Source organism: Streptococcus mobilis (assembly GCF_059727625.1).
On record NZ_AP041823.1, the window covers coordinates 1,554,416 to 1,570,083 of the forward strand.

A 15,668-nucleotide genomic window follows, 5' to 3' on the forward strand; every position below is an offset into this window, starting at 1 on the left:
AAGTTAGCTTTTCTGCTGAGTATAAAAACGTGGGGGATAGAGGATCTGAACAGGTTGGATCCCTTGCGACTGATAATAGCTCATAAATTGCTGGTAGTAATCTTCTATATCCTCTTCAATTTGAAGCAAATTCTGTGAAAGGATCGGACGACAAAGAGGATAAAAGAAATCCAGCCCCAGTTCCATCAGATGGTGTCCCTGCAAATAGAGTTCTTCCTGAAGTTTCAGCCACTTTGGGTGACGATAAAAGAGTTGCTGCTGTATATACGTTAAAAATGTCCGATCGAGCTCGACTGCCATTTGCTGCATGGGTTGCGAAAGATAAGGGGTACGCAAGACTTCCAGTAAGGACCTTTGACCAAAAGGGAAAATTTCTGTTTGATAATGCAATCGCCCTCGTAAATCCTCATGGATGAGGTATTGCAGACGTAGCTCTTTTTTTGTCAGATCCAATTCCCAAAGATGAAACCCTCGATTCTGACTAAAATATAGAAAACCAGCCTGCAGCTTTGTCAGTCTTTCCTTAAGCCATAACTTTTTACCAAGTAACCAATAGACCTGATAACCGTGGGATCGATAAGCATCGCTTCTCTCCTTCAAGCGCTCTAAAGATAAGGAGCTACATTGCACTTCCAAAGCTAAATTCTTATCTACTACCAAAAGATCGGCAATTTGTTGAAAATCTGCTAAATAACTTTCTACTTCTGTATGAGACTCCTTAGAGGCCCAGTCATAAAGACTGGCTTTCAATTCCAGATGTTCAAAACTCTCAGCTTCTTGATGATAAGGACAATGCTGTAATTCCACATGGGCAAAATGAGCCCGTAGGACCGTACCATTTTTAAGACGCACAGGACTGTGACAGACTAAGCAATAGAATGGTCCTTCGGTCACAGCTGGGATCTCTTCCATACAGTTCCACCGCTTTTGATTTTTATCCATGGCAATAAACATATCCCCACCTCCTCATCTATATCATTCGAAAAAAAATAAGAAAAAGGCTGGAAATTCCAACCTTTTCTTCCTTTTATTCTTCAGAATCTGAATCATCACTGTCGTCATCTGCAACAGGTGATTTACTCAATTCTTTCTGCATATCTTTCATTTCTTTACGAGTACTTTCCAACTCGTCTCGAGCATCTTTCAAGCTTTCGATCAAAGCTTCACGGTCTTCTTTAGGAACGACTGTGCTATCTGAACCGATGCTTTCCAAGCTTTCATTAAAGATATCTTTTTGGTTTTCTAATCCTTGCTTCAAAGCGCTAACAGTTGCATCGTATTGCTCTTTTGCAGGACCTGTCACAGACTTACCTGCTTCTTCGGTAAGTGAAACAGATTGATCCATTAATTTTGCAAACAACTTTTTGAAGTCTCCAACTGTTTTTGCTTTACTGATTTCTGCATCTGTTAAGAGTGTAGAAGATGAAGTATCTTCTGAATCTGTTGAAGTATCCTTACTTTTTGAAGTGTTGGCAGATTTGCTCGTCACTTTAGTCGTTGATTGACTGTTTGAAGTTTCCTTCTTTGTGTCTTGTTTGTTTGAACAAGCAGCAAGTGAAACAATCGTCAAAAGAGCAGCTGTCGATAAGATCATTTTTTTCATAAAATGGTCTCCTTTATATTTATTTTACCTCATTCTATCATCGAATACTTTGATTGTCAAATTAATCACTAGTTCTTGATAATAGCAAAAAAATTGGACTGAATCCTTTGAAATCAGTGATTCTGTCCAACTTTTGGATAGTTAGTCATAAAATCGTAACAAATTATTTATTCCACATTGCCACCAAAAAGGCCGTGAGCCTTCCCTTGGGGCATTTTTAAGACAAAGCTCATCACAAAAACGATTCCTACTACTCCAGCTAAGAATAGACTCATGAGTGAGTAGCCACCGTGTTCAATAAAGTAGCCAGCCACTGGTTGTAAAAGAATTGTCCCTAGGTAGCGTGCTCCTTGTACAATGGCCATAGCGAGAACCAAATCTTTTTTCTCTACCTGTTGGGCGATAAACCGTAAGGAGACCATAATCAACACCATCCCTGTCGTATGTTTGGACAATAGTGTCACTAAGACTTTTAAGAAGACTGGGCTCGGAAGGGCATAGATGACATACTGGGTACACAAAAGGACAATCGGAAGAGCGATTAATACTCGTAGTGGCCAACGATCCATAAACCGGTCAGAGAAAAAGATCAAGGGGGCTTCTACTACAACCGAGATAGCCACAACTGTTGAGGCTATATGAACAGGAAGTCCACTAGCCATGAGCAGTTCAGGGATATAGGTATGACCAATATTACCAACCCCTGAAGCCAACCCAATCAACACAATAAAGAAGAGATAAGGTCCATTGTGAAGAAGAGGACGAATAGAAACAGGGTGTTTTTCCTTTTCCACGACTGTCTCTTTTTTCTTCATTCGAACCGCACTTAGGCAGAAGAGACTCAATACAATGGTGATCAAAACGGTATAATAAACTGCTTGGGGGGTAAATTGATGGTATACCCAGCCAGCTATCTGGACACCCACCGAATAACCAATAGTACCCCATACCCGAATCTTCCCAAAAGCGTATGGGCTTTGCGTTGCAAAAACTTCCATCATAGGGGCTGTCCCATTCAGACAGACTAGTACGAATCCGTAAAAGAATGTTAACCAAAAGAGATTGGGAGCCCAAAGAAAACCTAAGACTCCTCCAATGATCAAGCTCAGACTGAGGGACGTCATTTTAATGATCCCAAATCGCTCATTGATATAACCGAAGAAGGGTTGGGCGAGCATGGATAAGAAAAAGGCTACAGAAACTACAGTAGACACTTGACTGGCATTATAATGTTTTCCCATCAAATAGACGGAAATCAGTGTCGTAAAGAGAGAGGTGGACATAAAATAGAAAGTATAGAGAAGCATATAAGCTGCATAAGAATTTCGGAATCTTTTCATATAAGTCCTTTCTAAAAGTATCTGAATAGAACAATGACAAAACCCAACTGACAATCAGTTAGGTTTTATTTTATTCTTTATTATAGCGCCTTTGGGCATCTTTTTTGCGTCGATCGCGACTTTGTTTTTCAATCGATAGAATAATGACCAGAATGAGAATTGGAATCAAAATCAGGAAATGATCCAACGAAAGCCATTTGATGGGCTTAGCCGTTGTCTTTTTCCCACTTGCTGCTTCTTTGACAAGCTCTGGCTTGGCTCCTTCTTCCACCTTCATATCATCTCGGATACCTTCAGACAAGGTGTAGAGATCATTATCTACTGTCAGATAGCCATCTTTTACCGCAAGGGTCGGTTCTTTAGCACCTTTTTTGACCGTTGCATAGAAGGGTTTTTCAAGTGTATAGGTCTTGCCGTCAATCTTCTGGACACCTGCATCTAGCAATTTTTTATAGCCAAAATCTTTATAGGCTTTTTCGATCAAGGCATTGCCAAACGGGTGACGGTAATATTCCCCATCTTGGTCTGCCCAATCTCCTACGCCCATAATGACAGCAATTAAGCGCTGATTGCCCCGTTTGATGGTCGCGATATAGTTGAAAGCTCCACGAGGGCTTGATCCAGTTTTTAAACCATCCACACCTTTCAAAGCATACTTGGCTCCTGGCAATGAATAATTGTAGGTATCAAAGGTTTCCTCATACGGAGTTCCTTTTTTGACCGTGACTTGTGCTTGATTGGTATAGTTTAAAATATCTGGGTATTGATTAATAAAATGATAGACCAGAATCCCTAAATCACGCGCAGTTGTCTGGTTGGCCGCATCATTTGGATAATTGTTGACCTGATAGTAGCCTTGCAAGGTGGAGATAGCCGCCCCGCTCGGGTTATTCCAGACTGTATTAGTCATCCCCAATTCCTTAGCCTTGGCATTCATGCGCTCGATAAAGGCATCTGGATCATTGTTGGACATGAGATTGGCCAACATGAGGGTCGATACATTTGAGGATGGAACCACTGTCATGGTAATCAACTCAGGAATGGTATAGTCTACTCCAGCAACAATATTATTGTTGGAGATCTCATAGATCTTTCCGATCGCTTGGTCTGAAGCGGTCGCCTTGATCACTGTATCCTTACTGATCTTGCCATTTGCCATATCTTCAAACAAGAGATAGAGCGTCATGAGCTTACTCATACTGGCAGGATCTCTGACTTCATCGATATTGTCTTTCCAAAGAACATTTCCTGTATTTCCATCAATAATGAGCGAAGAATGCGGACGGTTAATGGCTTGGACATTGTCATTTGGATACATCTTTTGCGCCATATCCACCAATTCATCCGCACTCGCTAGAATTGGCTGGCATAAGAGACTCAGAAGGAGGCAAATATGGATCAAATATTTTTTTATCATAAACTTTTCCTTTATAACAGACTAATCAGCTGGAGGCTAAAATAAGCTTCTAGCCCTCATGCCCTTTCCTCTTGTCTCCCAGTAGATGAAAAGAGCTAATCCCAGCAGATAATTACTTGTATTGTACCATATTTTGAAGCAGAAAAAAACCTATCTGGCCCGAATAAATCGGCGATAGGTCCTGTTTTTTATCGACTTAACAAGCTCAAGGCTTCCTTATCCGCAATAATGGTCACATTTGGATGTCCTTGAAGGGCACTAGCTGGCACTTTTTCTGTCCTTTCACCCTCTACTGTACCTTTGATTGCTTGGGCTTTTGATTCCCCATAAGCAAACAAGACAATTGATTTCGCAGCTAAGATATTGGCAATCCCCATCGAAATGGCTTGGGTTGGTACATCTTCGATCTTATCAAAGAAACGAGAATTGGCCTCAATGGTAGAGTCATCCAACTGAACTAAGTGGGTCTGACTATCAAAGGATGTCCCTGGCTCATTAAAACCGATATGCCCATTGCGTCCGATTCCCAAGATTTGAAGATCCACTGGATGGTCTTCGAGTATTTTGTTATAACGGATCACTTCTTGATCGGCAGATTCTTCTACACCTGATGGGAGATAGCTTTCTTTGAACGGTTTGGCATCAAAGAGATTTTTCTCCATGAAATACCGATAAGATTGAGGATCATCTCCCGTCAACCCTACGTATTCATCTAAGTTCACACTGATTAGAGTAGACAGATCCAAATCACTTTCACGAATTTGTTTATAAAACTCAAGGGGACTGCTTCCAGTCGCAAGACCTAAGGTTTGAGCACCTTCCTTTAAGGTTTCTTTCAATATATCAAAGGCAACTTTTCCACCCTCAATTTGGTCCTTTACTTCAATAATGTTCATTGGATAGACCTCCTATTTCTCTATGCTTTTATTATATGGTATAGACCAATTTTTGTCAAGTGAAACCGCTATCTTTTTCTGGCATTTTTTTCATTTTCAAGTCGATTCGTGATATAATGAAAGGTATGATTGTATCACTATTATTCATCATTTTTTTGATCGGACTCCTTGTCTTTCTCTTATCTTTCTTGATTCATCAGAGAAAGATTCTCAAGGTCCTGATCTTTTTGATGGGAATCTGCCTGATGATCTTAGCGGTCGGGACTACCATCTATCTACTCACAAATTTATTATAAAAGGAGCGCAAATGAATACCAACGATTTTGACTTTGATTTGCCTGAAGAACTGATTGCCCAAACCCCTCTTGAAAAACGAGATGCCTCTAAACTCTTGATCCTCGATCGAAAAACAGGGCAATTCCAAGACCGTCATTTTGATGCAATTTTGGATGAATTGGAGCCAGGAGATGCTCTTGTCATGAACAATACGCGCGTTCTACCAGCCCGCCTTCATGGAGTCAAACCAGAAACAGGTGGTCACGTCGAATTCCTTCTCCTTAAAAATACGCAAGATGACTGTTGGGAAGTCTTGGCAAAACCTGCAAAACGCTTAAAGGTAGGGGCCACAGTCAGCTTCGGAGATGGTCGTTTGACCGCAACCGTTGAGGAAGAATTAGAGCACGGAGGCCGTATCGTTCGCTTCCACTACCAAGGGATCTTTTTAGAAGTTTTGGAAAGCCTTGGTGAAATGCCACTTCCTCCCTATATCCATGAAAAACTGGCTGACCGCGAGCGTTACCAAACCGTTTACGCCAAAGAAAATGGTTCTGCTGCAGCTCCGACGGCAGGTCTTCATTTCACCCAAGAATTGCTCCAAAAAATTGAAGCAAAAGGGGTTCACCTGGTCTATTTGACCCTTCATGTGGGCCTAGGAACCTTCCGTCCAGTATCTGTGGACAATCTTGAAGACCATGAGATGCACTCTGAATTCTACCAACTTTCTGAAGAGGCCGCTGCTACCCTTCGTCAGGTAAAAGCTGCAGGGAAACGCATCGTAGCCGTCGGAACGACTTCTATCCGAACTCTTGAAACGATTGGCAACAAATTTGATGGAGACATCCAAGCTGATTCTGGCTGGACCAATATTTTCATTAAACCGGGTTATGAATGGAAAGTCGTCGATGCCTTTTCGACCAACTTCCACCTTCCAAAATCAACTTTAGTCATGTTGGTTTCTGCCTTTGCTGGCCGTGAATTAACCTTAGAAGCATACCACCATGCTATTCAGGAACGGTACCGCTTCTTCAGCTTTGGGGATGCTATGTTCATCAAGTAAAGGAGTCTCTCATGAATAAAATTGAAAGCCGCCACCGCTTGATCCGCTCTATTATTTCTGAGCGTAGGATTCATACCCAACAAGAACTCCAAGAAGCCCTTGAAGCCAATGGGGTTCTCGTGACCCAATCCACCCTTTCACGGGATGTTAAATCCTTGAATCTAGTGAAAATTAACGAGGGGGATAGTTCCTACTATGCCATGAACACCATCGCTCCTTCCCGTTGGGAAAAGCGCCTGCGGATGTATATGGAAGATGCCTTAGTCATGTTGCGGCCCGTTCAAAACCAGGTCGTTGTAAAAACTCTTCCAGGGCTTGCCCAATCCTTTGGAGCTATCTTAGATGCACTGGAACTGGATCAAATTGTAGCTACTATCTGTGGGGACGATGTCTGCTTGGTCATCTGTGAAGACAACCAAGGAGCTTTGGATTGCTTTGAAAAATTAAAAGAATTCACCCCACCCTTCTTCTTTAGCAAATAAAAAGTTTGGAAACTTAGTTTCCAAACTTTTTATTTTGTCGCTAGGCGCTGAATGGCTTCTCGATAGATTTCCATCGCAGCGTAGAGATCTTCAATTTTTGCACGTTCATTTGCTTGGTGCTCAGTCTGTTCTGCACCTGGGAAAAGAGCCCCAAAAGCGACACAATTTTCCATGGTCCGCGCAAATGTCGCACCACCAGAAGACATAGCTGGCGTCTTATCACCAGTTTCTTCCTGATAGACGGCCATCAAAGAGCTGACTAAAGGACTATCCAAAGGAACATATAAAGGAGCTAAATAATCAAACTCTTCATATTCCAACTGATAGCTGGCCGCAATTTCTTGCAAACGAGCTACCAAGGCATCCTTGTCTGCTAAGACGGGGATCCGAATATCAATTCCGATTTCCGATTGTTCTTGATCGATCACAAGGGTCGCAAGATTGAAGGAAAGATCCCCACTTGGTTCATCTGAAATAGGGCCAAATAGCGCTTCTCCCGTTGCATCCTCACCAACTGCATCTGCGATAAAGAGCAAAGCTGGATGGGGTTGGATGAGGGACAGACTTTCCGCTAAACCGACTATGGCATTGACTCCTTCGGCTGCATCTTTAGAGTGCTTGGAAATACCCAAAACCGTTACAGAATTTTCTGTTTGGCTATACTGAACCCCACTTTGATCCAAAACAGGAAGCAACTCTTCCAAACGATGACCAGCATAGGTCGCCTTGTCTGGAACAACATTGAGGGCCTGACCAGCCTGTAAGGGAAGATCATCCCAACCTGGGCCATGCAATTTCACTTGTAATAAGCCTTTTTCAGCATAGGTTAAGGGGAAAGAGGAATCCGGTGCAAATCCAAGATCTGCTTGCTCTTCGATTTGGTTGTAGCGGTTCATACAGCGCCACAAGGTTTCTTCATCCGTCCCAAAGATAAAGCGGATTCGTTTGGTAAACTGGATGCCATCATCCATCAAACTCTTAACTGCGTAGAGGGCAGCAAGAGACGGTCCCTTATCATCCTGCACACCACGACCTACTAGATAATCACCGACAATGGTCGCTTCAAAAGGTGGCGTTTGCCAATCTTGTAAATCACCGGCTGGAACAACATCCAAGTGACAAAGAACGGCCAGGAGTTCTTCCCCCTGACCGATCTCTGCATATCCATAGTATCCTTCAGGATCTATATATGTTTGAAAACCTAATTCTCGAGCAAGCTCTAAGGTTTTTTCTAGGACATCTTGGATAGCTTGTCCAAACGGTGTTCCATTTTCCCCTTCATTTAATACAGAAGGATAAGAAATGATGGTTTGAAGCGAGTTTAAAAACTGCTCTTTCACATCGTCCTTAATTCTTTTTTTCATGAAACACCTACTTTATTCTATTGCAAGAATGGAACTACAGTTCCGAGTAGAAGAAGGGCAATGGTGATCACAACAATCGCTACAACCAATTTACCCATGAATTTCCACCATGTACTGATTTCAACACGTCCAAGAGCAAGAGCTCCCATTACGATACCTGAAGTTGGTGCGATCAAATTCAAGACACCAGATGCAGATTGGTAAGCTGTGACAATCAAGCTACCTGGTACGTTGACGAATTTACCAAGAGGTGCCATGATCCCCATTGTCGCGCTAGCAAGTCCAGATGATGATGGGATCAAGAATGACATTGGCAAGTAGAAAATGTAAGTCAAGACAATGAACAATTGAGATGAAAGACCTTTAAGTCCTTCTTCACCCCAGTGAAGGATTGTCGCAGTGATCATACCATCGTTCATAATGACTTGGATACCACGTGCTACTGCTACGATAAACGCAACACTCAAGAGGTCAGCTGCACCATTCATGAAGGATGAAATGATTTTATCTTCTTTCAAGCCATAAATGATACCCACAAGGATTCCCATGAAGGCAAAGAGCATAGCTGTTTGAGGGAAGTACCATGTACCAAGAGCATCTGTGTTACCGATCAATTGACCAAGTACTGGAATTTTATGGAGAGATTCGTTAAAGTTGTCAAAGAATGTAATACCCAAATCTTTGAATGGGATAAATCCAGCAACCATGATAACGAATGTTGAGATGAAGACGAGCAAGACACGTTTTTGTTTCTTGTTCATTTGTGAAGGAATTTCTTCACCACTTTCTACGTTGAAGTGTTTCAAATCTTCTTCACGAGTTGCATAAGTCAAGGATGCTTTAGGATCCTTTTGAACCTTGTCTGCATAACGGTATACATAGTAGGTACTAAGAGCAGTCATGACTACCCAGAAAATCACACGGAGCAACAATCCTGATGCACTTGAGATACCAGCTGTATCAGATGCAATAACCGTTGCAAATGGATTCAATGTAGAAGCCAAACATCCGATTTGAGAACCTAGAAGTACAATCGCAACCCCTGTCAAGCTGTCAAAGCCAACAGACATCATAACTGGTACGAGAAGTGGATAGAAGGCCATGGTTTCTTCACCCATACCATAAGTTGTCCCACCAAGGGCAAACAATGGCATCAAGATCAAGATCAACATTTTTTCGCGGCCTTTGTATTTACGAACGATTGAAGCAATCCCTACATCAAGGGTACCTGTTTCGTTCACAACTCCAAGGAAACCACCGACCATCAAGATGAAGAAGGCTACGTCAATCGCTGCACTAGTTGGTGCTTTACCAAGCATGGCATTGATTGGGGCCATCAAGACATCCCAAATCCCTTGAGGATGTGCTTTTACAGATTCATAACTACCTGCAATGATAGCACCTGCATCGTCAACCTTGTATTGACCAGCTGGAATAATCCAAGTTAACACTGCCATAATAGCAATGATAATTAACAATACGGAAAAAGATGAAGGCATCTTAAATCCTTTTTTTGTTTTTTCACTCATTTGTCTTCCTCCTAACGCAACAAAGTGTGAGTGATGTTTTACAAGAGTCTCTTGTAAAACGCTTACCTATAGACTTATTCTATCACAATAAGCTTTAAAATACTAGTTTTTTCCTAATTTTTCATTAGTCTTTTTGGATGATTGTTCCACTTTCAGACTCAATCAAAGCTCCCAGGTTTTCAAGTGATGTAATAACTGCTTTTCCTTCTGGGCGACCATTGACGAAGGCAATGGCAGCTTCCACTTTAGGAAGCATGCTTCCTGGTGCAAATTGGTCTTGTTTGATATATTCTTCCAATTGAGCCACATTAACATGTTCCAATTTTGCTTGGTCTGGTTTATTGTAGTTCACAAAGACATAATCGACACCAGTCAAGACGATGAAGAGGTCTGCTTCTACTAATTCAGCCAAACGTTGAGATGCGAAGTCTTTATCGATGACAGCTTCAACACCAGATAGGCTACCATCTGCTTCTTTCACAACTGGGATACCGCCACCACCGGCTGCCACAACGACTTGACCGTCGTTCAACAAAGTACGGATGGTATTGATTTCTTTGATATCCACTGGTTTTGGTGAAGCAACAACTTTACGCCAGCCACGACCAGCATCTTCTTTGAAAGTTGCTCCAGATTTTTCAGCTTCTGCTTTTGCTTCTTCTTCTGAGTAGAATGGACCGATTGGTTTGCTGAGATTGACAAAAGCTGGGTCGTTCTTATCAACAACGACTTGTGTCACAACAGAAGCCACATCTTTTTCAATTCCTTCTTCAAGAAGAGCATTTTGAAGAGCATTTTGAAGCCAGTAGCCAATGCTTCCTTCGGTCATAGCAACTAATGAATCAAGTGGGAAAGCAGGGTTCTTTTCAGAGTTTGCTGCCAAGTGTTGGAGCAAAAGGTTTCCTACTTGAGGACCATTTCCGTGAGTGATGATCAAGTCATCCCCGTTTTTGATTAATTTGACTAAGTGTTTTGCTGTTTCTACAAGTGCTTCTTGTTGAGCTTGTGCAGAAGGATCAGATGAGAGAATAGCATTTCCTCCCAAAGCAACGACGATTTTTCTTGACATAAGTTTTCCCCTTCTATAAAAAATAGGGGCAGGACTAAAGCTAGCAGTCCAGCCCCTATAGCTGTTGGTATACGGTTATAAAGTCTTAAACTTTTGGAATGTACAAGTTACCAAGAGTAGCTGCCATAACCGCTTTGATTGTGTGCATACGGTTTTCAGCTTGGTCAAAGTGACGAGCATATTTGCTACGGAACACTTCGTCAGTAACTTCCATTTCTTCTACGCCGAATTTTTCAGCAACATCTTTACCGTAAACAGTATTTGTATCGTGGAAGGCTGGTAAGCAGTGCAAGAAGATCAAGTCTTCGTTATCAGCTTTCTTAATCAAATCCATGTTTACTTGGTAAGGTTTCAAAAGGGCAACACGTTCTGCAAATTTGTCTTCTTCACCCATTGATACCCAAACATCAGTGTAAAGTACGTCTGCACCTTTCACTGCTTCGTCGGCATCTTCAGTGATCAAGATATGAGCGCCACTTTCTTTTGCAAATCCTTCTGCCAACTCAACGATTTCTTTTTCTGGGAAGAGTTCTTTTGGTGAGAAGATGTGTACGTTCACACCAAGGATAGCACCTGTTACAAGAAGGCTGTTTGCAACGTTGTTACGTCCATCACCACAGTATACAAGTGTCAAACCTTCCAAACGTCCAAAGTTTTCTTGAACTGTCAAGTAGTCTGCAAGCATTTGAGTTGGGTGCCATTCGTCAGTCAAACCATTCCATACTGGAACACCTGAGAATTCAGCCAATTCTTCAACCATACGTTGGCTGAAACCACGGAATTCAATACCGTCAAACATACGTCCAAGAACTTTAGCAGTATCTTCTGTAGATTCTTTTTTACCAAGTTGGATGTCGTTTGCACCAAGGTATTCTGGGTGAGCACCAAGGTCGATGGCTGCAGTAGTGAAGGCTGCACGAGTACGAGTTGAAGTTTTTTCAAACAAAAGCGCAATGTTTTTACCTGCAAGATAGTGGTGTTCAATGTTGCGTTTTTTAAGGTCTTTCAAGTGAGCTGAAAGTCCGATAAGGTATTCTAACTCAGCACGTGTAAAGTCTTTTTCTGCCAAAAAGCTACGTCCTTGGAACACTGAATTTGTCATTCTATTTGTCTCCTATTTTCTTTCTAGTATTGATCAGTAAGAAGAAAGAGCTGATCCTCAAAGACCAGCTCTCGGTCTTCTCTATTAGATTTCTTCACGTTCAAATGGCATTGACATACAACGAGGTCCACCACGACCGCGAACCAATTCACTTCCGCGGATCTTAATCAAACGAAGTCCGTATTCTTCTAATTTCTTGTTTGTGACTGTGTTACGATCGTATACAACTACCACACCAGGTGCGATTGTAAGAGTATTTGATCCGTCGTTCCATTGTTCACGAGCAGCTGCAACCACATTGCCATCACCACAAGGGATCAATGTAACTTTTTCTACACCAAGGTTTTCAGCAAGCAATTCAGCCAAATCACCTTTTTCTTCAACAATCTTCAATGCTTCATTTTCATATGTTACAGAGAAGACGCGAAGGTTTCCTTGAATTTCTGGGTGGATTGTGAATTTATCGTAGTCCACCATTGTGAATACTGTATCCAAGTGCATGAATTTACGGTTGTTTGCAAATTCGAAGGCCAATACTTTCTTGAAGCCAACGTTCTTCTTGAAGATGTTTACCAACAATTTTTCGATTGATGCAGCATCTGTACGTTGTGAGATACCAACTGCCAAGACATCTTTAGAAAGGACCAATTCGTCCCCACCTTCGATACGAGTATCTTCTTCACGGTTGTATACCAAATCTACATTACCACCATATACTGGGTGATATTTGAAGATGTATTTACCATACAAAGTTTCACGGTTACGTGTATCAGCATACATGTGGTTCAATGATACTGCATTCCCAATTGTAGCAAATGGGTCACGTGTGAAGTACAAGTTTGGCATTGGATCAATCGCAAATGGGTAGTCAGATTCAACAAGGTCTGTCAAGCCTTTATCAGCTTCTGGAATTTCTGGAAGCTCAGCTTTTTGGAAACCAGCCATTGTTTTTTCAACCAATTCTTGGTTGTCTTCAATACCACGAAGGATTTCGCGAATAGCGTTTTTAGTTTGGCGACCACGAATGTTTGCTTCATCAAGATATTCTTCGATGAATTGTTCGCGAATTTCTGGAGTAGTCAATGACTCAGCTGCCAATTTTTCAAGATAAAGTACTTCGATTCCTTCGTTACGAAGCGCTTGAGCAAAATTGTCGTGTTCTTTTTGAGCATCTTCCAAGAATGGAATATCATCAAAAAGAAGACGCTCTAGATAGTCAGGCATCAAGTTTTCCAACTCTTTACCTGGACGGTGCAACATTACTTTTTTCAGTTTTCCAATTTCAGAGAAAACATGAATTGGTTTAGTTGACATCTGTCATCCTCCTTTTTTCTTTGAGCTTGTTCACAAGCTTTATTACAATTGTTATTATATCCTTTATTGTTACCGCTTTCACGAAGGATTCTACTTTTTGAATGCAAAGAATTTTGTGTTTTTTTGAATGTTATCTATATTTTAGTCAATATGAAGCGTTTTCTTTGAATATTTTGTCTTTTATATTATTTTTGTGAATATATATTTTTTTGTAAAATATAAAAAAAGATCAACAAATTAGTTGATCTCTTCAAAGCTCTTTAAAAAGTAGGCTGTATCTAGAAAAGTTAGTTGTTTTCTTTCATACTGAATCTTACGAGAATCGATGAGTTTCTTTAAAACTTGATTGACTGTTTCTCGAGTTGTTGCCGCTAATTTGGCCATTTCCTTCATACTAATCGGAAATGGAAGTTGATTTCCAAGGCTTTCATAGTCCTTGCATAATATGGCCAAAGACTGAACCACGCGATCACTAGCACTGGCTGTCACAACATTACGTAGACGCAACTCTTGAAATTCTAGAATCGACGAAAGCTTTCTCGTAATGAAGAGCAATTGCTCCTTGCTTTCTTGAGCAGACATCTCATAAAGATTGACGGGAATTACAAAACAGCGTAAATCCGTTACAGCACTGGCTGTATAGTGGTAGCGTTCGTCCTGGAACATTCCACCATAAGGAAACAAGGACCCTTTCTTAATGTAATCCATATAGGAGAATTGGTCAGAAGAATCAAATTGCTCAATGCGAACAAAGCCCTCCACTAGAAGGAATATGCGATCCCGTCTATCTCCTGCAAAAAATAAAATTTGTCCCTTAGGGATATCCCTGGCATGAATTTCAACAGCTAATTTATCAAAAAGCTCCACTGGCAACGCAGAAAATGCAGGATGCAAGCGAAGCAACTGGTAATCTTCCTTTGTAATCATGTCTATACTTCCTCTTATTACTATTATTAGTATAACATACTTTTTATAGAAAAGGGAAAGAAGTCTCTTTAGAACAGAAAAGTAATTCAAAACAACAAGTGAATTTCATCCTACTTTAATAGAATAAAAGGCCTGAACAACCCTCAGACCTTTTGTCGATTATTCATTCATATTAACTCGATGCCATTCATTGATAACATAAGCCAATTGACCCAATTGATACAGACCGACACCACTGATCTCAGAACTTTCTGGAGTCGTTCCTCCAAGACCTGCGGTATAAATGGCGATCAGGTACGGAGTAGATTCACGCACAATAGCGTCCACATTCAAAGCTTCAGCAACATAGCCTGGTTTTTGTTGAATGACCAAATCCGGTAAGAATTTCTTATAGTACTCACCTGGGAAAGACTCCCCAATCAATTCCAACAAATCTGCATATTTTTCTTGATGATTCCAAAGATATTCCAAAACATGGATATAGTAATCTGTTGTCGTTTTATTTTCATCGCTAAAGGTCTTTACTTCTGGTGAACGGGATTGACCATAGCGACTGAATAGCTTCCGCGCTTGCTCCATGCCACCCAATCGATCTGCTAAGGCATAAGCTGGGGTATTTTCAGAGTAAACCAATGAATAGCGTTGCATATCAGGGATAGACATGGCTCCATCAAAGGCTGCGACGTAATTGTCATGCTCACCGACATATTCATAGTAGGTATTGGTAATATCAAACCGATCTGTTAAATTCAGTTTGCCTTTTGCAACCTCATCTACCACCAACATATTCAACGGCAACTTGTAGGTACTTCCTGCAGTCATTGGTTGAAGATCATTCATCGCAAACTGCTCTCCTGTAATGGCATTACGATACGTGAAGGCAACTTGTGACGGATCAATTCCACTTTCCGCTAGGAAATCCTGAACAACCTCTACCAAGCCTTTATTAGCATAATCATAGACAAGGCCATAAGCGCTCATCGTTTCCATGTCTGCATCTACTACTGCTTGCTTAGCTTCAGGAGATTTGACACGTGGTTTTTTCGTTTCAGGGGTAGACTTTTCTATATCTTGTTCTTTTGCTTCTTTTGTTTTCTTTGCTTTTTTTTCAATTGCTGATGCTGTTGGTTGCGTAGCATGCAAGTAGCCCAGTGCGCTTGTTCCCACTAAGCACAATAAAATACTGACCGCAATCATGATCGAGCGTAGATTAAAATATTTTTTCATACGAGATTAATTATAAAAGATTCTACTGAAAATAACAAGAATTATCAGAAAGAGAAAACGGT

Annotated in this window: 14 protein-coding genes; 2 read left to right on the forward strand and 12 right to left on the reverse strand. The window is 41.2% G+C overall.

The features are described 5' to 3' along the window. Positions 1-3: 3 nt before the first annotated feature. The 5 genes from AC6IZR_RS07390 to AC6IZR_RS07410 form a co-directional block, all read right to left on the reverse strand. Positions 4-954 (reverse strand): competence protein CoiA family protein, encoded by a 951-nt coding sequence (locus tag AC6IZR_RS07390; RefSeq protein ID WP_371494659.1) that lies wholly within the window; start codon positions 952-954, stop codon positions 4-6. A gap of 73 nt (positions 955-1,027) precedes the next feature. Continuing rightward, positions 1,028-1,603 (reverse strand): hypothetical protein, encoded by a 576-nt coding sequence (locus tag AC6IZR_RS07395; RefSeq protein ID WP_371494661.1) that lies wholly within the window; start codon positions 1,601-1,603, stop codon positions 1,028-1,030. A gap of 167 nt (positions 1,604-1,770) precedes the next feature. Next, positions 1,771-2,943 (reverse strand): MFS transporter, encoded by a 1,173-nt coding sequence (locus AC6IZR_RS07400; protein ID WP_497848371.1) that lies wholly within the window; start codon positions 2,941-2,943, stop codon positions 1,771-1,773. Between the two features lie 70 nt (positions 2,944-3,013). After that, positions 3,014-4,360, reverse strand: a complete 1,347-nt coding sequence (locus AC6IZR_RS07405; protein ID WP_497848372.1) for a DUF1958 domain-containing protein — start codon at positions 4,358-4,360, stop codon at positions 3,014-3,016. A 188-nt stretch (positions 4,361-4,548) separates the two neighbouring features. Continuing rightward, positions 4,549-5,256: a glucosamine-6-phosphate deaminase gene (locus AC6IZR_RS07410; protein WP_497848373.1), complete on the reverse strand. Its 708-nt coding sequence runs from the start codon at positions 5,254-5,256 to the stop codon at positions 4,549-4,551. A 307-nt stretch (positions 5,257-5,563) separates the two neighbouring features. On the opposite strand from AC6IZR_RS07410, the gene queA reads away from it, so the two are divergent. Both queA and AC6IZR_RS07420 read left to right on the forward strand, forming a co-directional pair. After that, positions 5,564-6,592: a tRNA preQ1(34) S-adenosylmethionine ribosyltransferase-isomerase QueA gene (queA, locus tag AC6IZR_RS07415; RefSeq protein WP_003006367.1), complete on the forward strand. Its 1,029-nt coding sequence runs from the start codon at positions 5,564-5,566 to the stop codon at positions 6,590-6,592. A gap of 11 nt (positions 6,593-6,603) precedes the next feature. Next, a complete protein-coding gene (locus AC6IZR_RS07420; RefSeq protein WP_009732532.1) occupies positions 6,604-7,074 on the forward strand; it encodes an arginine repressor in 471 nt (156 codons plus the stop codon). Positions 7,075-7,103: 29 nt separating this feature from the next. Here the strand turns inward: AC6IZR_RS07420 and AC6IZR_RS07425 are convergent, their stop codons facing one another. The 7 genes from AC6IZR_RS07425 to AC6IZR_RS07455 form a co-directional block, all read right to left on the reverse strand. Next, a complete protein-coding gene (locus AC6IZR_RS07425; protein ID WP_497848374.1) occupies positions 7,104-8,438 on the reverse strand; it encodes a dipeptidase in 1,335 nt (444 codons plus the stop codon). A 17-nt stretch (positions 8,439-8,455) separates the two neighbouring features. Further along, a complete protein-coding gene (locus AC6IZR_RS07430) occupies positions 8,456-9,967 on the reverse strand; it encodes a YfcC family protein (protein ID WP_156671696.1) in 1,512 nt (503 codons plus the stop codon). Positions 9,968-10,091: 124 nt separating this feature from the next. Further along, on the reverse strand, positions 10,092-11,036 hold the full coding sequence (gene arcC / locus AC6IZR_RS07435; RefSeq protein WP_003011576.1) for a carbamate kinase: 945 nt from the start codon (positions 11,034-11,036) through the stop codon (positions 10,092-10,094). 85 nt (positions 11,037-11,121) lie between these two features. Continuing rightward, on the reverse strand, positions 11,122-12,138 hold the full coding sequence (argF, locus tag AC6IZR_RS07440; protein WP_003006350.1) for an ornithine carbamoyltransferase: 1,017 nt from the start codon (positions 12,136-12,138) through the stop codon (positions 11,122-11,124). Between the two features lie 84 nt (positions 12,139-12,222). Next, positions 12,223-13,452, reverse strand: a complete 1,230-nt coding sequence (arcA, locus tag AC6IZR_RS07445; protein ID WP_003017680.1) for an arginine deiminase — start codon at positions 13,450-13,452, stop codon at positions 12,223-12,225. A 237-nt stretch (positions 13,453-13,689) separates the two neighbouring features. Then, complete coding sequence (locus tag AC6IZR_RS07450; protein ID WP_041826265.1) at positions 13,690-14,379, reverse strand: Crp/Fnr family transcriptional regulator; 690 nt, start codon at positions 14,377-14,379, stop codon at positions 13,690-13,692. Positions 14,380-14,538: 159 nt separating this feature from the next. Next, on the reverse strand, positions 14,539-15,606 hold the full coding sequence (locus tag AC6IZR_RS07455; RefSeq protein WP_497848375.1) for a serine hydrolase: 1,068 nt from the start codon (positions 15,604-15,606) through the stop codon (positions 14,539-14,541). Positions 15,607-15,668 lie beyond the last annotated feature (62 nt).